Raw genomic sequence first — 21,482 nt, forward strand, 5'->3', positions numbered from 1 at the left:
CCGTGGGAACGAGCACCGCCACCGGCCTCCGCCCGGCGGCGCCGGGGACGTCGGCGGACCCGGGTGACCGGGGCCGCCTCACCATCGGCGACACGGCGGTGGAGCAGATCGCCGCGCACGCGGCAGCAGAGGTCGACGGCGTCGGCGGCTCGGCGTACCGCTTGCTCGGCATCGCCCTGGGTGCGGAGCAGGCCGAGGAGGACGTCCGGGTCACCGCGCACGTCACCGGCGCGGCCGTCGCGCTCGACGTGCGGTTGTCGATCACCTACCCGATGCCGGTGCGCCGCACCACCGACGAGGTGCGCCGGCACCTGACCCGACGGGTCCGGCACCTGACCGGCCTGACCGCGTCCCGCGTCGACATCACCGTCACCAGGCTGCACTCCGCCGCGGTGACGACCGGGAGGGTGCGGTGAAGCGGTTGCCCCGCCGGAGCGCACCGGCCGCTCTCGTAGCCCTGGCCGTCCTCGCCGCCTGCGTGCTCGTCACCGCCGTGTCGGTGCAGCAGGTCCTCGGACTGGCCCCGTGGATCGACACGCACGCCGTGTTCGGCGCGCTGCACGACACGCGCTGGACCGATCCGGTCGTCGTGCCCGCCGCCACGACCTGCGCGGTGCTCGGCGTCGTCCTGCTGCTGTGCGCGCTGCTCCCCGGGCCGCCCACCGTCCTGCCGCTGCGCGACGACGACCCCGACACCGACCGGGCGGTGAGCTCCGGGATGACGCGCCGGAGCCTGCGCCGCGCCCTGCGCGCCGCCGCGTCCTCGGTCGACGGCGTGACCACCGCCGCGATCGCCCTCAAGCGCCGCGCGGTGACCGCGACCGTCACCACCGACCGCACGACCACCGCCGGGCTCGCCGACGCCGTGCGCACGGCCGTCGGGGAACGGCTCGACCGCCTCGGCCCGGTCACCCGGCCGACCGTGGCCGTCCGGCTCAAGGCCCGGAGGGCGCGATGAGCGGCCGCGACCGGCCGTCGAGGCTCAACCGCGCCGTGCTGGCCGTGATCGGCCTGCTGCTGCTCGCCGCCGGCTGCTTCGGGCTCGCCACCCGGTTCGCCGTGCTGGACGTCCTCGCGCCCGACGCGCCCCTGGTCCCCGGTGACGCCCCGCCGCCGCCGTGGGTCTGGTGGGCCACCGCCGCGGGCGGGGTGCTCCTCGGGCTGCTCGCCGTTCGCTGGCTCGCGGCGCAGCTGGACCGCGCGCCGAAGACCCGCACCTGGCGGTTCGACGCCGGCGGCGGCAGCGACACCGGCGGTCGGACCGAGTTGGCCGCGCGCACCGCCGTCGCCCCGCTGCTCGCCGAGGCCGAGACCTACCCCGGCGTGCACGCGGCGCGCGGCACCCTCGCGGGAACCCGGGACGAGCCGCGCCTCGCGCTGGTCATCAGCACCGACCGGGACGGCGAACCCGGCGCGATCCGGCACGCGCTCGCCACTCGCGGGCTGCCCCGGCTGCGCCAGGCCCTCGACCTCGACGAGCTGCCCACCACAGTCGAGTTCCGCTTCACCGACGAGCCCGGCCCCCGAACCGGGGCATCCCCTCCCCACCAACCCGGAGCAGGTACATGACCTCTACGCACACCATCCCGGACGACACCGCGGAACTCCCGCGCGGCAGCGACTTCTCCCGGCTGACCAAGGAGATCAAAGCCGCCGGGCTGCTGGACCGGCGACGCGGCTACTACCTGCTGCGGATGGCGGTCAACGCGGTGATGCTCGCAGCCGTCGCGACGGTGTTCGCGGTGCTGGGCGACTCGTGGTGGCAGGTGGCCACGGCCGTGGTCCTGGCCGTGGTGTCGACGCAGCTGGCGTTCATCGGCCACGACGCCGGACACCGGCAGATCTTCCGCAGCCACCGCCACAACGACGTGGTCGGGCACCTGCACGGCAGCCTCACGGGCATCAGCTACCAGTGGTGGGTGGCCAAGCACAACCGCCACCACGCCAACCCCAACCACGAGGACGAGGATCCCGACATCGAGATCCACGCCATCGCCTTCAGCCGCGCGCAGGCGGGGGAGAAGCGGGGCGTGTACCGCTGGATCACCAAGTACCAGGCGTTCCTGTTCTTCCCCCTGCTGCTGGCCGAGGCCGCCGTGCTGCGGCTGTCGGGGCTCGTGGCGCTGTGGCGGCGGGAACTGCGCAACCCGTGGCGCGAGGCCGCGCTCCAGCTCGTGCCCGCGGCGGCGTACCTGGTGGCGGTGTTCCTGGTGCTGTCCCCGGTGAAGGCGCTCGTGTTCATCGCCGTGCACCAGGGCCTGATGGGTGTCTACCTGGGGTGCTCGTTCGCGCCCAACCACAAGGGCATGCCGATCATCGCCGCCGGTCAGCGCCTGGACCACCTGCACAAGCAGGTGCTGACCTCCCGCAACGTCACCGGCGGCCGGTGGGTCGACGCCCTGCTCGGCGGCCTCAACCACCAGGTCGAGCACCACCTCTACCCGCACATGCCCCGCCCCAACCTGCGCCGCGCCCAGCCCGTCGTCGAGGACTTCTGCGCCCGGCACGGCATCCCCTACAGCAAGACCACCATGCGCCGCTCCTACGCCCAGGTGCTGCGCCACCTGCACGACGCCGGCGCGCCCCTGCGCAGGTCGTCCACCGGGTGAGCGCCGCCATCCGGTCCTGACGAGCCGACCGCGATCCCCTGGCGGCCACCCGGGGGTCGCGGTCGGAGGAGTGGCACTGCCGCTGGTCCCGTGGGCGACGACCCGTGGCGGAGGCAGGTGAGGACCGCCGGGTGCAGCCGGACGAAGCCCGACGGCGTCTACGGCCCGGCGGTTATCGGGGCTAGCGTGGCTGCCACGTCGCCCGCCACGAGCCGCACCGCACGGCCCGACGGACGGCGGGGACGGAGACTCCGCCGATGAGCGACCCCGCGCGGGGCTCTCCCCGCTCGCACAGCCGGGCACCGACTCCTCCCCCGGGTCGTCCGACGTGAGCCACAGGCCTCCTTCGCCGCACATCGCCCCCGCGACGTGGGCAACCGCTGTCCGGGATCGAGGAAACTTCAGGGTCGGAGTTGATGCACCGTGAAACGACGCATGTCGGTCGCGACGCACTGGGGCAGTTTCGTCGCCGTGGTCGATTCCGACCGGTTGGTGTGGATCGAACCGAGGCAGGACGACCCCGCTCCGTCCCCCCATCGGTCCCGGGATGGTGACGGCCGCCGAGGACGGTGCTCGCGTGTTGCGCCCCGCGGTGCGCAGGGGCTGGCTGAACGGCGAGCCCCGCACTCACGGTGCGGCCAGGGGCGCGGACGCCTTCGTGGAGGTGAGCTGGGACGATGCGATCACGCTGGTGAGCGACGAGCTCCGTCGGGTTCGTTCGGAGCACGGGGACAGCGCGGTGTTCGGCGGGTCCTACGGTTGGGCGAGTGCGGGCAGTTTCCACAACGCGCAGGGGCAACTGCACCGGTTCCTGGCGCTGGACGGGGGCTACACCGACTCCCGCAACACCTACAGCACCGCGGCTCTGGAGGTCATCCTCCCCCACGTGATCGGCGGTCATCCGTGGAGCTACCAGAGTCGGATGCCGATGTGGGACGAGATCGCCGAGAACTGCGAGCTCGTGGTGGCGTTCGGGGGGCTGGCCCTCAGAAACAGCCAGATCAACCCGGGCGGGCTGGCCAGGCACCAGACGCAGGGCCTGCAACGCCGGTGCCGCGAGGCCGGGGTGGGGTTCGTGAACATCAGCCCCGTCCGCAGTGACACGGCCGGCTTCCTCGACGCCGAGTGGTTGCCCGTCACCCCCAACACCGACACCGCCGCGATGCTCGGCATCGCCCACACGATGCTGGTCAACGGGTGGCACGACGAGGACTTCCTGCGCCGGTGCTGCGTCGGGTTCGACCGCTTCGCCTCCTACCTGGTCGGCGACCTCGACGGCATCACCAAGGACGCCGCCTGGGCGGCCGGGATCACGGGCATCGGCCGCGACGCGATCACCGACCTCGCCCGCCGCCTCGCCACCCGACGTTCCCTCATCATGGTCAACTACGCGGTGCAGCGAGCGGACCACGGGGAACAACCGATCTGGATGTCCGTCGTGCTGGCCGCCATGGCGGGCTCGATGGGTCGGCCCGGGTGCGGGTGGGGCGCGGGTTACGCGACGATGGACGCCAACGGGGTTGCCCCGGACCGCCCCTTCGTGGCGACGATACCCGCGCCTGCCGACCCCGCCGGGGACTTCATCCCCGACGCCAGGATCGCCGACGCCCTGCTGCACCCGGGCGAGGTCGTCGACTACGACGGCGAGCGCCTGACGTTGCCCGAGCTCCACCTGATCTACTGGGGCGGGGGCAACCCGTTCCACCACCACCAGGACCTCCACCGGTTGACCCGCGCCTGGCAGGTCCCCGACACGGTGGTGGCGCACGAGGCCTAGTGGAACACGACGGCCAAGTTCGCGGACATCGTCCTGCCCGTCGCCACCAGCCTGGAGCGCGACGACTTCGCCGCCGGGTTCTCCGACCCCCACCTCGTCGCGATGCCGAAGGTCCGCGAGCCGGCGGGCAAGTCGCGCACCGACCACCAGATCTTCGCCGACCTGGCCTCCCGGCTCGGGTTCGAACACGAGTTCACGGAGTCGCGCTCCGAGACGGAATGAGTCCGGCACCTCTACGAGCAGACGAGGGCCAAGCTCGCCGGGGACACCGCCCTGCCGGACTTCGACGACTTCTGGCGGCGGTCCACCGTCGAACTGCCGGCGTCGACCGGGCCGTTCCCCGGGAGTTTCGAGGACCTCCGGTCAGATCCACAGGGCTTCCCCCTGTCGACGCCGTCCGGCCGGATCGAGATCTTCTCCGAGACGATCGACCCGTTCGGCTACGACGACTGCGCCGGACACCCGAAGCGGTACGAACCGGTGGAGTGGCTCCGTGCCGACCTGTCGGGCCGGTTCCCGCTGCACCTGATCTCGAACCAGCCCGCCTCACGCCTGCACGGCCAGTACGACAACGGTGACCACAACCTCGGCTCGAAGATCCGCGGTCGTGAGCCCGTGACGACCAACCCGGCGGACGCCGCCGGGTGTCGTGCAACTGTCCACGGGCGCGTGGTGGGACCCGGTCCAGCCGGGCTCGAGCGGTACCCTGGACCGGCACGGCAACCCGAACACCCTCACCGCGGATCGGCCGTGCTCACGCCTGCCGCAAGGACCGAGCGCCCTCAGCGCCCTGGTCGACGTCGAGCCCTACGACGGCCCCCCTCCCCGATGTGGTCGCCTTCGCACCACCGAACCTCGTCCCGCCCGGCTGACGTCACCGCGGCCGGCGGCGGCGTGACACTCGAACGAGTGATCCGGTCCTCCCGGTGGTCGCGCCGACTGGGCACCGGGTCGCTGCTTGACTACGTTGCGCGGTCATGACTGGAATTCGGGATCTCAAGTGCCGCCAGTGGTTCAACGGCGCGGACGTCGACGGCGACGGGGTGATCACCCAGGAGGACGTCCGGTTGATGGGCGAGCGCTACATCGCGGCCCGTGACGCCGCGCCGGAGTCCGAGACCGCCCTCCGGCTGACCGGTGGGTTGGACGCGTTCTGGGCCAACGTGATCGCGCCGATGGACCAGGACCGTGACGGGAGGGTCGACCTGCGGGAGATGACCGAAGGGTTCCGGCGGGCGCTGACCGATCCCGCCGAGTACCCGCAGCAGGTCGGACCGGTGGCCGACTGCTACTTCGACCTGATCGACCTGGACGGGGACGACAGGATCGACCAAGCGGAGTTCGGGCAGATCTTCGGCTTGGCGGGCAACGTGTCCCCGGAGGACTGCGCCGCGGTCTTCGAGGCGCTGGACCTCGACGGCTCGGGCGGGCTGAATCGCGCCGAGTTCCACCGGGCGCTCGCGGAGTTCTTCTACGGCGACGACCCGGACGCCCCCGCCGCGCACCTGTTCGGCAGGATCGCCGGCTGACCGCTGGTGCTCCGGGCGGGCCGCTCCGAGTAGGCCGCTCCGAGTAGGCCGCTCCGGGCGCCGCGGCCTCCTGGGTCGAACGTCCTCGGCAGCGTGCGGACGGGTGTTGCGGGTGAATCCCGCGACGACGGTGCCGGGTCCGGCAGGTCCCCGCCCCGCAACGCCTCGAGGAGACCGCCACCGTCGACGGCCCGCAGCCCACCGGTCAGCCGGTCGACCATCCCCGCAGCGGGCTCGCCCGGCTCTCGACCAGGTCCCGGAGCCCTGGAGTGGGGACCAGGCCCAGGTCCGTGCGCAGCAGGTGGCTGAACCGGTCGAACACCCGTATCGCCTCGGACTGGTTGCCCTCGGCGAGGTGGACGCGGATGAGGGCCGCCTGAGCGCTCTCACGCAGCGGGTCGGCCCGGACGAGCACGCTCGCGGCCGCCGTGGCGTCGCCGAAGCGCCGTGCCTCGACCAGGCCGTCCACCACCGCCTCCAACGCGTGCAACCGCAGTTGACGCCAGTCCTCGGCCTCGGAGACGACCCAGTCGTCGTACCAGTGGGGCAACAACTCCGACGACAGGACGGCGACCGCCTGCCTGCTGAGATCCACCGCGGCGTGCGGACCGGCTTCCAGCAGGCGATGGGCCAGCGCCTGGGCGTCGCGCAGGTCGACCGACACATGGGGCGCGAGCTCCAGGCTGGACGGGGTGACCAGCAGTGCGTCCGGGCAGACGCGGTTCGTCCGGGCCAGGGCCGACCGCAGGGCCGCGTAGGCGTGGCCGTCGGTCGCCTCCGCCCACAGGGAGCCCGCCACGAGCAGGCGTCCCACCGCCCGGTGGCGCAGCCCCACGAACGCCAACAGGCGCTCCACACCTCCGGGAGCCGGGATGACGTCGGCTCCGCCGGTGAGCCGGAAGCCGTCGAGGAGTGCGACGCGCAACCCCGCTCGGCGGACCCGGGGCGAGTGCGCGTTCGTCGTCACGAGTGAGGCCATGAGTCTGGTACCGGTGTCGTCGAGGATGATCACGAAGGTGTCCGACCCGTCCCGCACGTGCCGCGCACGTCCGCTGCCGGAGCCGTCCGCGGCCCGATCCGTCGGCCGATCCTGCTGTCGGTCATGCTACGTGCGTGGGCGCGCGGGATGGCGCTGGCTGTCGGGATTCCCTCCCGCCACTCGGATCCGGCACGCGTGCGCGCGTGTGGGGCACCGCCTCAAACCACCCTTTCGGGTCCGCTGCAGGAAACCGGAACACGCCGGTTCACGACCCGTCCCCTTTCCGGGGCCGGGTCGTGAACCGGCGTCATGTGAGCGACCGTTCTCGGTGCCTGGTGCTACGACTCGCAGCTGCTGCGGAGGTCGGGGGGAACCCCGACAGGGCCGCAGGAGTCGGTGCCGAGGCCGCCGTTGAGGGTGTCCTCGGCGAAGTCGGTGCCGGGGCCCCTGAGCCTGTCGTTGCCCGCGGAGCCGTTCAGCGTGTCCGTGCCGAGGTCGCCGTTGAGGGTGTCGTTGCCGACCCCGCCGGTCAGCGTGTCGTCACCGTCGCCGCCGTGGATCGTGTCGGCGTAGGAAGTGCCGGTGATGGTGTCGTTGCCACCGTTGCCGTAGATCGTCTTTCCCGGATTGGCGCTGGTGCAGTCGATGGTGTCGTTGCCACCGGATCCGATCACGGTGGTGTCCGTCTGCGTCACACCGGGACCGATCGTGCAGGGGACCGCCGCCGAAGCGCTACCCGCACCTGCCACACCACCCATCACCATGACGCTCGCAGCCACGATTGGGTAAAACCGTCGACTTCGCACTGTGACCTCCGTGTCGTGTTCGGATATCGACGGACAGCGTGTTCCGCGAGGCGTCACCGCCGCGTGACGCCGGGCGAACGTCCTCGCTGTTGGCACAGTGCTTCTCGCTGCGTCGCGGCCGCCGGGGCCCCGGTCTTGTGCTGGTGCAGCCACAAGTCCGGAGCCCCGAGGTGGTTTCACGTCACCGAGGTCGGGTCAGCAGGAGCAGACTCCGCCGTTGTTCACGCCCGCAACGCCGTTGGGGCCGGCGGTGCCGGGCGACCCGTTGACGATGGTGGTGCCGGCTTCGACGGTGCCGGTGTTGCCCAGGCCACCCGCGCCCGCTGCCCCGCCGAGTCCGCCGGCGCCGCCGGGACCGCTGCACCCGGTGCCGCCGTTACCGCCGGCACCGCCGTTGCCGCCGTTACCGCCGGTGACGGTGATGACATCGGCACCCAGGTCGCCGTTGACGGCTCCGGAGTTGCCGACGCCGCCCGCTCCGCCCGCGCCGCCGACGCCACCGGCGCCGCCGGGCTGGGTGGCGCTGATGCCGTTGCCGCCCTTGCCACCGACACCACCGGCGCCGCCGAGACCGCCGTTGGCCTTGAGGGTGTCGACCCCGGCGCCGCCGTTGATCGTGCCGGAGTTGCCGATGCCGCCCGCGCCGCCCGCGCCGCCGACGCCGCCCGCGCCGCCGCCGCTGCCGCTGCCGCAGCCGCCGACACCGCCCGCGGCACCGGCTCCGCCCGCACCGCCGGTGGCGGTGACGGTGTCGAGACCCGCGTCGGCGGTGCCGCCGTTGATGGTGCCGGAGTTGCCGACGCCGCCGACACCAGCTGCGCCGCCGATGCCACCGGCACCCGCGCCGCCCGCCGTGAGGCCGCCGTTGCCGCCGAGCGCGCCGAGTCCGCCGTTGCCGCCCTTGCCACCGGTGGCCTTGACGGTGTCGTTGCCCGCCCCGCCGTGGATCAGTCCGGCGTTGCCCGCGCCGCCGACCCCGCCGACACCGCCGTTGCCACCGGCGCCGCCGGCCCCACTGCCCAGCCCGGTCCCGCCGGTTCCACCGTTGCCGCCGTTGCCACCCGCGCCGCCGGTGACGGTGATGCTGTCGGCGCCCGCGCCGCCGTCGATGATCCCGGTGCCGCCGACGGCGACACCGCCGCCGGTTCCGACGCCGCCGTTGCCGCCGGCGCTGCCGGCCGGGGTGCCCGCGGTGCCGTTCGCACCGGGAGCCCCGTTCGGGCCGGCGACACCCGCGACGCCGGTGACGGTGATCGTGTCGTTGCCGCCGAGGCCGTTGACGGTGCCGTTGACCGGGCCGCCGGTGATGGTGATGATGTTGTTGGCCGAGGTGCCGTCGAGGACCTGGCCGGCGGGGATGCCTGCGGTGCAGACGAAGTTGTTGCCCGTTTGCGTGCACCCCGGCGGGATGGCCTGGGCCGTTCCCGGTGCCACCAGGGCGAACCCCGCCACCGTGCCCAAACCGACCAGAGCCCGACCCAAACGGCGGGCCGTGCGTGTACGCGCTGTCGATGTCATGATCGATCTCCACCCGTGAGGTGGGTCCGAGCTGATGCCGCGGACCCGCAGGGGTGATCCGATGATGACCGGGGTCCGGGGTCACGTGTCCGGTGCGGATGACGAGGGCACCGGAATCCGACCAACACCCTCAAGGCGACAGCGTGCGCGTGCCCTCGGGCAAGGAGAAGATGCGACGCCGCCGACCACCCGAATGCGGGCGCCACCCCCCTGAATGCCAACGAGAACCACAGTTCCAGCGTCATCCGAACGACTCCGAGCAAGTCATCCCATACGTGATCAGGGTGTTCATCGGCTGATGGGACGGTCGCCGTTCGACTACCTGATGAATTCGTCTGGCAGCAGTTGCTCGACGGTCGCGGCCGCCTCGCACACCGGGTCGGCGGGAACCCGGACGGTTCCCGCCGACCCGGTGTGGCGGTCAGCCGGTGGTGCAGCTCGGTGTGATGCCCGTACCGACACCGGTGCCCCGGAAGCCGGACACGACGGAGCGTCCGGCCTTGGCCCGGCCGTTGTCGGGCATGTTCGTCCACCGGATGGTGCCGGTATCGCCGTCGCGTCGGGCGTTCCACGCGTTGGTGACCGTCGCGCCCGTCGGCAGGGGGAGCGTCACCGTCCAGCCGTTGAGGTCCGACGGCCCGGCGGTGACCTTCACGGTGGCGGTGAAGCCGCCGTTCCACGAGTTCAGTGACACCGACGCCGTGCACCCGGACGCGCGGTGGCTTTCCGGCGGGCCCAGGTACAGATCTTGAAAGGCTGGCATTACGGTGGTTCAGGCTTGAGGTCCGACCCGGTGTGGGCGAAGAAGGCGTCGATCAGCTCGGGCCGGTACTGGATCCGCTTGAGCCGGTTCTTCACGATCGTGACCAGGTGGTCGATGCCGTGGACAAGGAGATTTCCCAGGCTGCGCTTGAGGTGTGACCAGACGTGCTCGGTCGGGTTGAGCTCCGGGGCGTACGGAGGTAGCCGGATCACGTGCAGCCAGTCCCGGGCCGCGATCAGGGCCCGCATCGCATGGCTGGTGTGGGTGTTCAGATCGTCCCGGACCAGCACGATCGGACCGTCGAGTTGTTGGTGGGCGGCGTCGAGCAGGGCCGCGTGGTCGGTTTCGCCGAAGCTGCGCCGTTCACCCTCGCGTCCGCGGTGGACCACCGTGCGGTAGATCGATCGGGGGCGGTGCCCGGGACGCACGCACACCAGCCCGACGATCGAGACCCGCCCCGAGCCCTTGCCCGACACCGCCACGGTCGGAGTCCGCCCGCGCCGCCCCCGGGCCCGCGTCTTCGGCGGGCGCGGTGTCTGACCGGCCTCGTCCTCGAAGCACGGCCAGGCGCCCCGCTCCGCCGCTACCGATTTTCCCGCCGGCCACGTCTCCCTCCGCCAGGTCACGACCGCCCGCTCGTCGCGCCCGATCGCCCGGTGCGCGGGCACCTGTGGCGAGAACCTCATGTGGTGCAACGGATACGACACCCCGCGCAACGCGTAGCGGGTACGGAACAGGCGCGCGATCAGACCGGAGACCCCGGCCAGGGTCCACCGCCGGTCCTCACCGAATCCGTGCACGGCCCGACCACGCTCCAGGGCTTCGACCAGCCGCTGCAACCGCCGCTCGTCCAGCCGGCACGACGACCCACCCGGCCCCCTCGACGCCAACCCGGCCTCACCCTCGGCACGCCATCGACACCGCCACGTGCAGACCGCGTTGGCCGACACCCGCAGCCGACGGGCGACCTCCGCCACGGGCACGTCCTGGCCGGACCATTCCGCCGCCTGTAACCGGACCCGCTCACGTTTGACCCTGCCCCGCTCGGACAGACCACCACCGTCCGCGCACCTCATCACCCCTGCGCAGACCACACGCCGATCACGACCGCGCAGGACACGCCGGGAACCACACGATCAACCCTGGCCTTTCAAGATCTGTAGTTGTAGTAGTCCTCCCATCGCTTGAGCTTGTTGTTGCACACCCTGGCGTCGTCGACGACCACACCGTCGAGGTGGCCAGGGTCAGCCGGTGCGGCGGCGGACGAGGACGCGCGGACCCTCCGAGCCATGGGTGCGCGCCGCCACCCGGCGCTCCGCGACACGACACCCCGCGCACGCGACGGGATCTCACACGACCGACCCGAGATGGCGCGGATCCACCCGGGATGGCCATTCCGGAACAATAGCGCTTGCGGCACGCGACACCACCCCAGACACCGGGCGCGGCCCGCTCCGACGCCCTGATCAGCGCCGCACGGACCCTCGGTCGTCGGGCCAGTCCCACCACCCACCTCGACAACGGCGGCAGCACCGAGACCGCCAACGGGTCGTGAAGGAGACGTTGCCCCGGTGAGCGGTGCTGCTCCACCGCCGCGATCACCATGGGCCCGACCGCCGTTCCCGCCGCCCTGTCCGCCATGACCGACTCCTTCCTCACAGGTCGACCTCTCCGGTCCCGGACGGGACGGCGCCGAGCACCAGCAGCCGGTCGCACTCCCGCAACTCGGCCACCGCGGGGTGTTCGCACCAGTGACGCGCGCCGTCACGCACCACGGCGACCACCGACGGCCCACAAGCCGCCGGCGCACGGCCCACCTCCGCGGGCAGCACGGAACGCTCGGTGACGACGAGGCCCACCACCGAGGCGAGCAGGCGACGACATCGCCCGCCGACGACGGGCACCCGGAGACCGACCAGCCTCGACGCGACCGGATCGCGACACACGACGCGGTCGGCACCCAGGTCCATCGCCGCACTCGCCCACAGGTGGTCCTGCACCGTGACCACGATCGAGGCCACCGGGTCGAGCAGACGTGCCATCCAGGTGATCTGCAACGCGTCGCCGTCGGACGCCACGCAGATCAGCACGGAATGCGCACCCGGCACTCCGGCACGCCGGAGCACAGCGGTGTCGGTGCCGTCGCCGGCGATCGCCTCCGCGCCGGCCACGGCTGCCGAGCTCGCGCGGTCGACGTCGAGGTCGATCACGACCACGCCGCGTCGGCGATCGTCGTCGGGCACGGTGCGGAGGGCGTCACGTCCCTGCGCGTCGTAGCCGACGATGACGATGTGCCCGATCATGAGCGGCTCCCGGTCCAGGACGGCGACGAACCCACGCCGACCAGGCTTCCCGGCACACCGAGCACGATCGTACCGCCCGACGCACGCCGCCACGCTCCTCATCCGGCCACCGTGGCTCGTACCGTCCGGCCCGCGGCCCGAGATCCGGCCCCGCCCAGGCGGTAGGCGGCCGGTCACCGCCTGCGCGCTGCCGGTTTGGCCGCAGCACGCCCACTCGGTAGCGTTCGGACCGCCGGACCGCGTTCCACGTGGGCGGCTGGTGTGCCGGGAAGTCTGGTCGGCGTCCGTGACCGACCGTCTCCAGGAGTTGCTCCGTGCCCGTCCCCACCGCGGCCCGCGCCCGCAACCACCCGTCTGCACCCGCGGCCGGCCGTTTTCGTCCCGAACTGCAGGGTCTGCGCGGCGTCGCGGCGGTCCTGGTCGTCGTGTACCACGTCTGGCTCGGCCGCGTGTCGGGTGGCGTGGACGTGTTCTTCCTGATCTCCGGCTTCCTGGTGACCGGACAGCTGCTGCGCGCGGCGGCGGGCGGCGGAATCGCGTTCCGGACGCTGTGGGGACGGATGATCACGAGGCTGTTCCCCGCGGCGCTGACCGTCCTCACAGCCGTCCTGGTCACGGGCTTCGTGCTGCTGCCGGAGAACCAGTGGTTCCAGACCATCCGCGAGGTCGTCGCCGCCGCGCTGTACCTGGAGAACTGGCAGCTGGTCGCGGACTCGGCGGACTACTTCGGGCAGCACAACGGGGCCAGCGTCGTCCAGCACTACTGGTCGCTGTCCATCCAAGGCCAGTTCTACCTGGTCTGGCCACTCCTGATCGCGCTGGTCGTCGTGGTGGCCCGCCGCGGTGGGCACGTAGCGCACCGTGCGGTGGCGGTCTGCCTGTCGGTCGTGTTCGCCGCCTCGCTCGCCTGGTCGGTGGTGCTCACCTCCACCGACCAGCCGCTGGCCTACTTCCACTCGCTCACCAGGGCGTGGGAGTTCGCGCTCGGCGGGTTGCTCGCCCTGGGCCTCAACGCGTTCAGCCTCACCGCACTCGTGCGGCTGGCGTTGGGCTGGATCGGCCTGGCGGGGCTCGTCGCCTGCGGTCTCGTGCTCCGCGTCGGCAGCGTCTTTCCCGGCTACGCCGCGCTGTGGCCGACGCTGTGCGCCGCCGCGGTCATCGCCGCGGGCGGCAGCGGGAGCGCGTTCGGCGTCGACCGGCTGCTCGCCACCCGGCCCGCCCGCTACCTCGGCGACCTCAGCTACACCCTCTACCTGTGGCACTGGCCGGTGCTGGTCTTCTACCTCGTCGTCCGCGACCGGACCGAACCGGGCCTGCTCGGCGGTGCGGCCGTCATCGGCTTGTCGCTGGCCTTGTCCGTGACGACGCACCACCTCGTGGAGAAGCCGGTGCTCCGTTCTCCGCTGCGCGTGTCCACCGGATGGGGCGCCTACCGCTTCGCCGCACTCGCGCTGGCCCCGGTGCTCGTGGCGGCCGGTGGCTGGCAGCTGGTCGCCGAGCGCAAGGCGGCCCTGCACGCCGCGGTCGTCGACGACCCCGACCACCCCGGCGCCATGGCCCTCGAACTGGGCTTCGAGTACTGGGGCGCGGAACACCCCTCCGTCGCACCGCCACTGGTCGCCCTGCCGAAGGACTTCGCGGGCATCGACAGCGGCACCTGCACCACGGCGTCCTACAACAAGGAGCTGACGTACTGCCACAGCCCGGTGACCGGCGTGCCCGACAAGCGGATCGTCGTCGTCGGCGACTCCCACATGCAGCAGTACCTCGCCGCTCTCGACCAGGTCGCCAAACGCCGCAACTGGGAGGTCATCGCGATGAACAAGGGCGCCTGCCCGTTCTCCACCGAGTCCAACGCGATGCCCGGTGACGTGAAGTGCCTCAAGTGGAACGCCGACGCGGTCGACAAGATCGTGTCCCTGCGGCCCGACCTCGTGCTGGCCAACGGCACCCGCGACGTCCGCTCCGGGCTCACTGAGGAGACACCGCCGGGGTTCGTCGCCCAGTGGCGGAAACTGGAGGAGGTCGGGATCGCCGTCGCGGCCGTGCGCGACAACCCACGCCACCTCTTCAAACCCTCGGAATGCGCGAATACCCACGGCGCCGAGGCACCTCGCTGCAGCACTCCCCGGGCCGACGTGCTCAGCGCGGAACCGCCGTACGCGCGCATCCCCGACCTGCCGTCCAACGTGGACTTCCTCGACTTCAGCGACTACTTCTGCCCCGGCGACCACTGCCCACCGGTGATCGGGAACGTCTACGTCTACCTCGACGACAGCCACGTCAGCGCCACCTACACGAGCACGATGTCGCCGATCCTCGAACGGGTGCTCGACGAGCGCTTCGCCCACACTGGCGGGGACCTATGAGCCGCGGCGATCTGGACGACCACCCGTCCGTCACCGCAGGACAGCGGTCCGCACCCGTCGAACCGGCACGGTTTCACCATTCGCTTGCGAGGCGACCACCGGGTAGGGCATCTCTCCCCTCGGAGCGCCGGGAAGTCTGGTCGGCACACCCACTCGCAACCGCGGTGGGCTGTTCGACGTGGGCGGAGGGCCTCATGCGTCACCCGGCGAAGCGCCGCCGTTTCGGACCCCAGCGGACTTCCTCGCGCATCCCGTCCCTGTGGACGGCGGCCTGATGGCGCTCCCCAGCACGATTCCCGGTGTGACCGATTTCGGCGCCGTGTCGACGCTGCAGCCGAGGTGGATGCGGACGACAACGCTGTTGTGGTGGTCGGCGGTGGTGCTGCCGTCGACCGTCGCGGCCGTCTGCGCAGCGTTCGCCCTGCTCGCTGGGTCGTGGTGGACGGCGCTGCCGGCGATCGCGACAACCTCGGTCGCCGCAGGCGGCGCGTGGCGGTTGCGCCGGCGTGGACTGACACAGCCACCGTCTTGGCTCCCCTCGGCATTCCTGGTCGCAGGCGGCCAGACGCTGCTGGGCGTCATCCCCGGCCTCGGACTCGCACTCTCCTCAACCTCCGGTGACATCGCTCAGGCACTCGCCGGCTCGCTGTTCGCCGCGGCGCTCGCCTGCGCGGTCGCGTCCTGCGTGCTCGCCCACCGGGCGAACCGGTCCCTCACCACGCCCCTGGTACCGGAACTGGGCGCCACCGGTTTCACGCTCGCGCTCGCCGTCCGGTTCGCGCTCACCACCCCCGACCTCGCCTCAGCGCGGCTCGACGTCGAGGCAGACCGGCTCACGTGGTCCGCCCGCCTGCACCGGGGCAGGGGCGCCGGCCCGCGCGCCGAGCACATCGTCCACTTCGCCGACCTGCGTGACATCGTCCCGACCACGCTGCCACCGCGACCCACCCCCTGACCTGGCTACACCTGCCGGACGGCACCGCGCTCCACGCGCCGCCCGGCCCTGCGGTGCTGGTGCGAACCACCTCCGGCGACTGGATGATCCCCGTCCACGACGCCCTGCTGGTCCGAAACCTGGTGCTGACCCGAAAAGACCGCTGGGCACGGGGTGCGACCACCTGATGACGGGACGAATACGGCAAAACACTCACAGCAACGTCGTCGGGCGGCTAACGTCCGAGCCTGCACGGCGGGCCAGTCGACACCTTCGAGGTGCACGTGGGGCAGGACCGCCCGCGTGGTGGCGATGTTGGCACGCGCCATGGTCAGATCACCGACCTTGTGGTGCCACTGCTCGACCTCGCTCTCCCGGCGCCAGCACCACTCCGCGATGCCCCGCGCCGCCGCCGACGGCACCGCCGCGGGGACGATCAGCGGACAGGCGCGCATCCCCGAGGCGATCCGCCAGGAGAACTCCTCGCCCAGCGACGCGAACACCCCAGCGAGGTCGTCGCGCCCACGGTGACGTATGGCCACGTCATGCACGTAGTCGGCCCGGAAGGACATGACCAGATCGGCGTGCAGGGAGGTAGCCGGTTCGGACAGCCGGATCCTCGTGGCGTCCAGCAGTCCTGCGGCCGCGAACACCCGACGTGCGGTCTCGGCACGAACGGCCTGCGAACTCCCGCCTGCCAGGTCTACGGTGATCTCCTCGTCAAGCGGGAACAGCGGCGGCAAGAGCCCGTCGTCCCAATCCCAACCCTCGGTCGGGTCCGCGACCACCAGTTGACCCGTCACCGGATTCCACGACACAAGCAGGTGGAAGCCCGACCGCTCCACCTCGACCGTGACCTCCGCGACCTCGGCACCTCCCCGGTCCGGATCCTGGTCGTCGTACCACTCCTCGACCGCAACTTGCGACCAGCCCGCCCGCACCAACGGAGCGACCAGACGACGCAACAACAGCCGCCCCTCCGCCTCCCGGGACCGTGGAGGCACGGCACCCGAGATCGCGGAACCCACCGCGTCCTGTTCACCCACGGACATGGCCGCTCACCGTAGTGCATCGCCGGTCAGCGCCGAACCCCGTGACGACAGGGCAGGCATCAGACCTCCAACGACTTCGATCCCTTGGTGCCCACAGACAACAGTCATGTCCTTCTCGCGCAGTAACACCACCATGTCAGCGCCCACGGCCGACCGCGCGAAACCCGCGGACGCCGCAGCAACCGGGATGTCCTCCAGCAGACGACACCTGTTCGTGCGCTTCGGCGAAGTCCTCGACCCACAGGTCGAGGTGCACCTGCTGCTTGGTCGGGCCGTCCGGCCAATGCGGAGGCACGTGGTCGGGCGCGAGCTGCACCCCGACACGGGGCGCCCCGTCGACCACCACCATGTGCCAGTCACCATCCTCGTCCACCTCACCACCGAGCACCCCCGCCCAGAACCGGCTCTCGGCGGCGAGATCGGCGGCATCGAACGTCACGACCTGGTACTTGATCCGCATAACGCCAGTCTGTCAACGCTCCGAGCCAACCGCAGGACCGGCGCCACCTCTCGCTCGGGCAGCGCACGCGGTGAGGTCAACCGGACGTTCGGCACCACGATCGTGCTGACGATTCGCGGTCGTGGCGCCGGGCCGGTGCCACGACACAGCTCCGATCAGGGGCCGCCGGCCACTGCCATGAGCTTCTTCCGCGCGGGATTGGTCGATGTCTTCGATGTGCGCATGATCCGTCTCCTCCGGACGTGAGCGCGATCCTGAGACAGCCGGATGAGGATCGCCTGCACTGGTTGTCGCAGCAGGCGTGCGCACCGCCGCCGGTCAGGTGTGGTCGGGCAGGGTGCGGGCCACGTCGTGCGGTGACGGCATGGCGGCCACCTCGGTGGCCATCGCGCGGGCCGCGTGGTGCACGGCGTCGTCGGTGAGCAGTCGGCGTGCCTTGGTCGCGATCGCCTCGGCGGTCATGTCTCCGGGTAGCAGGTGGTCGCCCAGGCCGGCCTCGGTCACCACATCGGCGTTGTTGAACTGGTCGGCCGCCTGCGGCAGGACGAGCTGTGGCACGCCCGCGCCGAACGTGCCCAACGTGGTGCCCGCGCCCCCGTGGTGGACCACGAGGTCCGCGTGGGGCAGCAGGTCGGCTTGGGGCACCCACGGCAGCACCACGACGTTGTCCGGCAGGTCGCTCAGCGCCGCCGGGTCGGCCCTCCGTCCGGCGGACACGAGCACCCGCGCGCCCACCACCGCCAGGCCGTCGATGGCGGTGCGCAACAGTGACGCCTCGCTGAACGCCGTGCCCAAAGTCAGGTACACCAGGGGTTCTCGGTGTTCCACGACCCACGACGGCAACTCGCCCGGTGTGGCGAACGCCACCGGCCGCAACGGGATCCGGTGCGCCGACGAGGCCAGGAAAGCCTGGTTCTGCACCGAAGGCGGGCAGATGTCGAGGTACGGGTGGCCCAGCGTCATGGGATCGGTCCGGGGCACCTCGACGCCCAGCTCCGCGCCGAGGGCGGTGAGGTAGTCGCGGGCGGGTTCGGCGAAGTCGGGTTCCTGCCACATCCGACCGTACGAGTGGCACAGCGCGGGCACGCCCGCGACCTTCGCGGCCAGGCCCGCGCCGGGGTTGCCGAACTCGTGCACGACCAGGTCCGGCTTGCGCTCGGCGAGGACCGGCGCGAGCCCGGTGGCGAAGCTGCGCGGCAGCACCGAGGCGAACGTGAACGCGACCCGCTCGGCGTCGACGTCACCCGCTGTCGAGAACTCCACGCCCGCCATCGCGGACTCGAACGCCTTGCGCGGCGACATGCCGCCCCGGATGTGCCCGATGCCGTGCGTGGCCAGGACGTCCGCGAAGAGGCTGCCGGTGAAGTAGTCGACGTCGTGGCCGAGCTCCCGGGCGGCGACGGCGAGCGGCAGCAGGGGGAAGGTGTGCCCGTACAGACCGAGGCTGGAGAAGAGGATGCGCACGGGTTCAGATCCCTTTCGAACGTGGTGTCGGTGGCATGGGTTTCACCGACCGAGGTAGGTGCGCAGGAACGCCGCGACCTCGGCCCGCGCCTCACGAGCCGCATCCACCACGCCCGACATGGCGAAGAAGCCGTGCGCCACCCCCGCATACCGCGTCGCGATCACGGGCACACCGGCCGCGCGCAGTCGTTCGGCGTACCGCTCGCCCTCGTCGCGCAGCGGGTCGTGCTCGGCGGTGATGACGAGCGCCGGCGGCAGGCCGGTCAGGTCCTCGGCGAGCAGGGGTGAGGCCCGCGGGTCCCGGCCGTCGTCCGGGCTCGCCAGGTAGTGCCCCCAGTACCAGGCGACGGATCGGCGGTTGAACGCGGCGGGGTCGTCGTTCTCGCGCATGGACTCGGTGTCGCCGCGGTGGTCGGTGTTGGGGTAGACCAGCACCTGGGCGGCCAGTGCGGGGCCGCTGCGGTCGAGGGTCACCACGGCCGCGAGGTTGCCGCCTGCGCTGTCGCCCGCCACGGCGAGGCGGTCGGGGTCGACGCCGAGCTCTGCCGCGTGCGCGGCGATCCAGGCGACGGCCGTGCGGCAGTCGTCCACGGCGGCGGGGAACTTGTGCTCGGGCGCCAGCCGGTAGCCGACGGTGATCACCTGGCAGGGCACCGCGTTGGCCAGGGCGCGGCAGATCTCGTCGGAGGTCTCGATGCTGCCCAGCGCCCAACCGCCGCCGAAGAAGTAGACCAGGGTGGGCAGGGGTCCGGCCGCGTCCACCGGGCGGTAGATCCGGATCGGCAGGTCGCCGCCCGGTCCGGGCAGGTGCCGATCGGTGACGTGGCGCACCGGCTCGCCCGCGCCCGCCGCCGCCCGGATCGCGGCGAGGTCGGCGGCCCGCGCCTGTTCGATCGAAAGGGTGTAGAGCGGCGCGGAGGCCGGCTTCCCGAGCGGCGGGTCCAGTGGCATGCGGGCCTCCGTCGTCACTGCTTGAGCACCTTCTGGATGGCGGCGGTGAGCTGGGCGCGATCGGGTTGCACGGCGAGGTCGAGCCCGAGGGCGAACGGCACCACGGCGCCGTCCGGCCTGGTCACCCGGACGGGCGGCGCGACCAGGGCGCACCGCTCGGCCGCAGTGGCGATGACCTCGGCCGCGATGCCGCACATGCGGTTGGAGTCGTCGACCACCACCAGCCGACCGGTCTTGGCCACCGAGGCCGCCAGCCCCTCCCAGTCGAACGGGTACACGGTGCGCGGGTCGAACACCTCCACCGAGACGTCACCGGCCAACTCCTCGGCGACCGCCAACGCGTCGTGCACGAGGTGCCCGACCGCCACGACCGTGACGTCACCGCCCTCGCGGTGGACCCGGCCGACACCGAGCGGCACCGGGGCCAGCCCGTCGTGGTCGAGGTCGACCCGGACGCCGAGCGCCGCCGCCGGTGCGAACACCACCACCGGGTCGTCGTCCCGGATCGCCGTGGTCAGCAGGCCGTAGGCGTCCTCGGGCGTGGCGGGCACCACCGTCTTCACCCCGGCGTGGGCGAACAGGGCGTACGGGTGGTCGGAGTGCTGCCCGGCCCAACCCGTCTTCGACCCGGAGCCGGGTACCAGGTACGTCACCGGCACGCGGGTCTGACCACCGGTCATCAGCGAGAACTTGTGCGCCTGGTTGACGATCTGCTCGAACGCCAAGTACAGCAGCGCCGGGATCTGGAACTCGATCACCGGCCGCCGCCCGGCCAGCGCCGCACCGGTGGCGAAGCTCGTGAACGCCTGCTCCGACAGCGGCGTGTCCAGCACCCGGTCCGGCCCGAACCGCTTGAGCAGGCCCGCGGTCACGTTGGAGACCGCGACCCGGACGTCCTCACCCAGCACGAACACCGAAGGGTCGCGGGCCAGTTCGTCGCCGAGCGCGCGGTTGAGCGCCTTCTGGTAGGACAGCCACGGCATCACCCACCACCGCCCGGACGCGCTCGCATCCCGGTCGCGTAGAGGTGGTCGAGCGCGCCGACGGGGTCGGGGTGCGGGCTGTCGAGCGCGAAGGCGACCGCCGCGTCCACAAGGGACTCGACCTCCGCGTCGAGGAGTTCCCGCTCACCGTCGGTCAGCCGAGCACCCTGGATCTCCACCGGATCTCTCTCGCGTCCACTGAGGACCTCGTCGTCGTCCCGGTAGCGGACCCGGGCTTTGTGCTCCCACGTGTGGTGCGCGTCGAACCGGTAGGTCAGGCACTCGACCAGTGACGGCCCACTGCCCGCGCGGGCGCGGTCCACCGCCTCGCGCGTTGCGGCGAGCACCGTGCGCGGGTCCATCCCGTCCACCGTCACCGACGGTATCCCGAACGCCTCGCCACGCCCGGTGATCGTGCCCGCGACGGCGTCCGACACGGTCAGGGTGGTGGCGTAGCCGTTGTTCTCGCAGACGAACAGCACCGGCAGCCGCCACAGGGCGGCCAGGTTCATGGCTTCCAGCAGCACGCCCTGGTTGACCGCGCCGTCGCCGAAGAAGCTCACCGCGACCCGGTCACTCCCCTCCTGCCGGGCGGCCCAGGCCGCGCCCGCCGTGATCGCGCCGTTGGCGCCGACGATCGCGTTCGCCCCGAGGATGCCCAGCGCGAAGTCCGCGGCGTGCATCGACCCGCCGCGCCCCTTGTTCAACCCGGTGGCACGACCGGCCAGCTCGGCGAGCACCCGGGCCGGATCGGCGCCCTTCGCGAGCACGTGCCCGTGCCCGCGGTGGGTGCTGGTGATCATGTCGTCCACGCGCAGCGCCGCGCACACACCGGCGGCGATGGCCTCCTGGCCCGTGTACGGGTGGATGCCGCCGATGATGTCACCGGAGCGGACGAGCTCGACCGCCCGCTCCTCGAACCGGCGGATCAGCCGCACCGTGCGGTACAGGCCGACGTCGGTGTCCGGGGCGTGTGCCGCCACGG

The 21,482-nt window shown here is 72.0% G+C and carries 20 protein-coding genes and 2 pseudogenes; 9 read left to right on the forward strand and 13 right to left on the reverse strand.

From position 1 onward, the window contains the following. Nucleotides 1-2: 2 nt before the first annotated feature. From ABTZ99_RS07085 to ABTZ99_RS07115, 7 genes and pseudogenes are all read left to right on the forward strand, one after another. Nucleotides 3-416, forward strand: coding sequence for an Asp23/Gls24 family envelope stress response protein (locus ABTZ99_RS07085; RefSeq protein ID WP_499608946.1), 414 nt, complete (start codon nucleotides 3-5; stop codon nucleotides 414-416). Next, the gene (locus ABTZ99_RS07090) at nucleotides 413-958 is read left to right on the forward strand and encodes a DUF6286 domain-containing protein (protein WP_499608948.1); all 546 of its coding nucleotides are present in this window, start codon (nucleotides 413-415) and stop codon (nucleotides 956-958) included. The genes ABTZ99_RS07085 and ABTZ99_RS07090 overlap by 4 nt, the downstream gene beginning before the upstream one ends. Beyond that, entirely contained in the window at nucleotides 955-1,569 is a 615-nt protein-coding gene (locus ABTZ99_RS07095) for an Asp23/Gls24 family envelope stress response protein (RefSeq protein ID WP_499608950.1), read from the forward strand. The genes ABTZ99_RS07090 and ABTZ99_RS07095 overlap by 4 nt, the downstream gene beginning before the upstream one ends. Then, nucleotides 1,566-2,609: a fatty acid desaturase family protein gene (locus ABTZ99_RS07100; RefSeq protein ID WP_499608952.1), complete on the forward strand. Its 1,044-nt coding sequence runs from the start codon at nucleotides 1,566-1,568 to the stop codon at nucleotides 2,607-2,609. The genes ABTZ99_RS07095 and ABTZ99_RS07100 overlap by 4 nt, the downstream gene beginning before the upstream one ends. Nucleotides 2,610-3,044: 435 nt before the next feature. Then, a pseudogene (locus ABTZ99_RS07105) lies at nucleotides 3,045-3,131 on the forward strand (hypothetical protein); the annotation flags it as partial. Nucleotides 3,132-3,201: 70 nt separating this feature from the next. Beyond that, nucleotides 3,202-4,608: pseudogene (locus tag ABTZ99_RS07110) on the forward strand (molybdopterin-dependent oxidoreductase). A gap of 755 nt (nucleotides 4,609-5,363) precedes the next feature. Further along, nucleotides 5,364-5,915, forward strand: coding sequence for an EF-hand domain-containing protein (locus ABTZ99_RS07115; protein ID WP_499608955.1), 552 nt, complete (start codon nucleotides 5,364-5,366; stop codon nucleotides 5,913-5,915). A 205-nt stretch (nucleotides 5,916-6,120) separates the two neighbouring features. Here ABTZ99_RS07115 and ABTZ99_RS07120 read toward each other — a convergent pair whose 3' ends face one another. The 7 genes from ABTZ99_RS07120 to ABTZ99_RS07150 all read right to left on the reverse strand — a co-directional run bounded on the left by ABTZ99_RS07120 (nucleotide 6,121) and on the right by ABTZ99_RS07150 (nucleotide 12,284). After that, nucleotides 6,121-6,951 carry an AfsR/SARP family transcriptional regulator gene (locus ABTZ99_RS07120; protein WP_499608957.1) on the reverse strand — a complete coding sequence of 277 codons (831 nt, stop codon included), beginning with the start codon at nucleotides 6,949-6,951 and terminating at the stop codon, nucleotides 6,121-6,123. Between the two features lie 281 nt (nucleotides 6,952-7,232). Next, complete coding sequence (locus ABTZ99_RS07125; RefSeq protein WP_499608959.1) at nucleotides 7,233-7,700, reverse strand: calcium-binding protein; 468 nt, start codon at nucleotides 7,698-7,700, stop codon at nucleotides 7,233-7,235. A 195-nt stretch (nucleotides 7,701-7,895) separates the two neighbouring features. Next, entirely contained in the window at nucleotides 7,896-9,134 is a 1,239-nt protein-coding gene (locus ABTZ99_RS07130; RefSeq protein ID WP_499608961.1) for a hypothetical protein, read from the reverse strand. 505 nt (nucleotides 9,135-9,639) lie between these two features. Next, nucleotides 9,640-9,912 carry a cellulose binding domain-containing protein gene (locus tag ABTZ99_RS07135; protein WP_499608963.1) on the reverse strand — a complete coding sequence of 91 codons (273 nt, stop codon included), beginning with the start codon at nucleotides 9,910-9,912 and terminating at the stop codon, nucleotides 9,640-9,642. Nucleotides 9,913-9,980: 68 nt separating this feature from the next. After that, complete coding sequence (locus ABTZ99_RS07140; RefSeq protein WP_499608965.1) at nucleotides 9,981-11,057, reverse strand: IS630 family transposase; 1,077 nt, start codon at nucleotides 11,055-11,057, stop codon at nucleotides 9,981-9,983. 74 nt (nucleotides 11,058-11,131) lie between these two features. Then, nucleotides 11,132-11,272, reverse strand: a complete 141-nt coding sequence (locus tag ABTZ99_RS07145) for a hypothetical protein (protein ID WP_499608968.1) — start codon at nucleotides 11,270-11,272, stop codon at nucleotides 11,132-11,134. Nucleotides 11,273-11,636: 364 nt separating this feature from the next. Beyond that, nucleotides 11,637-12,284 carry an NAD-binding protein gene (locus ABTZ99_RS07150; protein WP_499608970.1) on the reverse strand — a complete coding sequence of 216 codons (648 nt, stop codon included), beginning with the start codon at nucleotides 12,282-12,284 and terminating at the stop codon, nucleotides 11,637-11,639. Between the two features lie 314 nt (nucleotides 12,285-12,598). On the opposite strand from ABTZ99_RS07150, the gene ABTZ99_RS07155 reads away from it, so the two are divergent. Beyond that, nucleotides 12,599-14,653 carry an acyltransferase family protein gene (locus tag ABTZ99_RS07155; protein WP_499608972.1) on the forward strand — a complete coding sequence of 685 codons (2,055 nt, stop codon included), beginning with the start codon at nucleotides 12,599-12,601 and terminating at the stop codon, nucleotides 14,651-14,653. Between the two features lie 259 nt (nucleotides 14,654-14,912). Continuing rightward, entirely contained in the window at nucleotides 14,913-15,608 is a 696-nt protein-coding gene (locus ABTZ99_RS07160) for a hypothetical protein (protein ID WP_499608974.1), read from the forward strand. 5 nt (nucleotides 15,609-15,613) lie between these two features. Here ABTZ99_RS07160 and ABTZ99_RS07165 read toward each other — a convergent pair whose 3' ends face one another. The 6 genes from ABTZ99_RS07165 to ABTZ99_RS07190 form a co-directional block, all read right to left on the reverse strand. After that, nucleotides 15,614-16,639, reverse strand: a complete 1,026-nt coding sequence (locus tag ABTZ99_RS07165) for a hypothetical protein (RefSeq protein ID WP_499608976.1) — start codon at nucleotides 16,637-16,639, stop codon at nucleotides 15,614-15,616. Between the two features lie 136 nt (nucleotides 16,640-16,775). Then, entirely contained in the window at nucleotides 16,776-17,099 is a 324-nt protein-coding gene (locus ABTZ99_RS07170) for a VOC family protein (protein ID WP_499608978.1), read from the reverse strand. Between the two features lie 318 nt (nucleotides 17,100-17,417). Beyond that, nucleotides 17,418-18,563, reverse strand: a complete 1,146-nt coding sequence (locus ABTZ99_RS07175) for a glycosyltransferase (RefSeq protein ID WP_499608980.1) — start codon at nucleotides 18,561-18,563, stop codon at nucleotides 17,418-17,420. A gap of 42 nt (nucleotides 18,564-18,605) precedes the next feature. Further along, entirely contained in the window at nucleotides 18,606-19,514 is a 909-nt protein-coding gene (gene lipP1 / locus ABTZ99_RS07180; protein ID WP_499608982.1) for a LipP1 family hormone-sensitive lipase, read from the reverse strand. A 14-nt stretch (nucleotides 19,515-19,528) separates the two neighbouring features. Next, nucleotides 19,529-20,497 (reverse strand): alpha-ketoacid dehydrogenase subunit beta, encoded by a 969-nt coding sequence (locus tag ABTZ99_RS07185; protein WP_498782328.1) that lies wholly within the window; start codon nucleotides 20,495-20,497, stop codon nucleotides 19,529-19,531. Next, entirely contained in the window at nucleotides 20,497-21,480 is a 984-nt protein-coding gene (locus ABTZ99_RS07190) for a thiamine pyrophosphate-dependent dehydrogenase E1 component subunit alpha (RefSeq protein ID WP_499608984.1), read from the reverse strand. The genes ABTZ99_RS07185 and ABTZ99_RS07190 overlap by 1 nt, the downstream gene beginning before the upstream one ends. Nucleotides 21,481-21,482: the final 2 nt, after the last annotated feature.

Origin of the sequence: Actinosynnema sp. NPDC002837 (assembly GCF_040295345.1) — a bacterium.
Classification (GTDB): domain Bacteria; phylum Actinomycetota; class Actinomycetes; order Mycobacteriales; family Pseudonocardiaceae; genus Actinosynnema.

Coding starts and splice junctions, on each gene's coding strand:
- lipP1 (WP_499608982.1), bottom strand. CDS start 19,514: ATGCCACTGGACCCGCCGCTCGGGAAGCCGGCCTCCGCGCCGCTCTAC.
- ABTZ99_RS07145 (WP_499608968.1), bottom strand. CDS start 11,272: ATGGCTCGGAGGGTCCGCGCGTCCTCGTCCGCCGCCGCACCGGCTGAC.
- ABTZ99_RS07150 (WP_499608970.1), bottom strand. CDS start 12,284: ATGATCGGGCACATCGTCATCGTCGGCTACGACGCGCAGGGACGTGAC.
- ABTZ99_RS07185 (WP_498782328.1), bottom strand. CDS start 20,497: ATGCCGTGGCTGTCCTACCAGAAGGCGCTCAACCGCGCGCTCGGCGAC.
- ABTZ99_RS07115 (WP_499608955.1), top strand. CDS start 5,364: ATGACTGGAATTCGGGATCTCAAGTGCCGCCAGTGGTTCAACGGCGCG.
- ABTZ99_RS07140 (WP_499608965.1), bottom strand. CDS start 11,057: ATGAGGTGCGCGGACGGTGGTGGTCTGTCCGAGCGGGGCAGGGTCAAA.
- ABTZ99_RS07170 (WP_499608978.1), bottom strand. CDS start 17,099: ATGCGGATCAAGTACCAGGTCGTGACGTTCGATGCCGCCGATCTCGCC.
- ABTZ99_RS07165 (WP_499608976.1), bottom strand. CDS start 16,639: ATGTCCGTGGGTGAACAGGACGCGGTGGGTTCCGCGATCTCGGGTGCC.
- ABTZ99_RS07095 (WP_499608950.1), top strand. CDS start 955: ATGAGCGGCCGCGACCGGCCGTCGAGGCTCAACCGCGCCGTGCTGGCC.
- ABTZ99_RS07100 (WP_499608952.1), top strand. CDS start 1,566: ATGACCTCTACGCACACCATCCCGGACGACACCGCGGAACTCCCGCGC.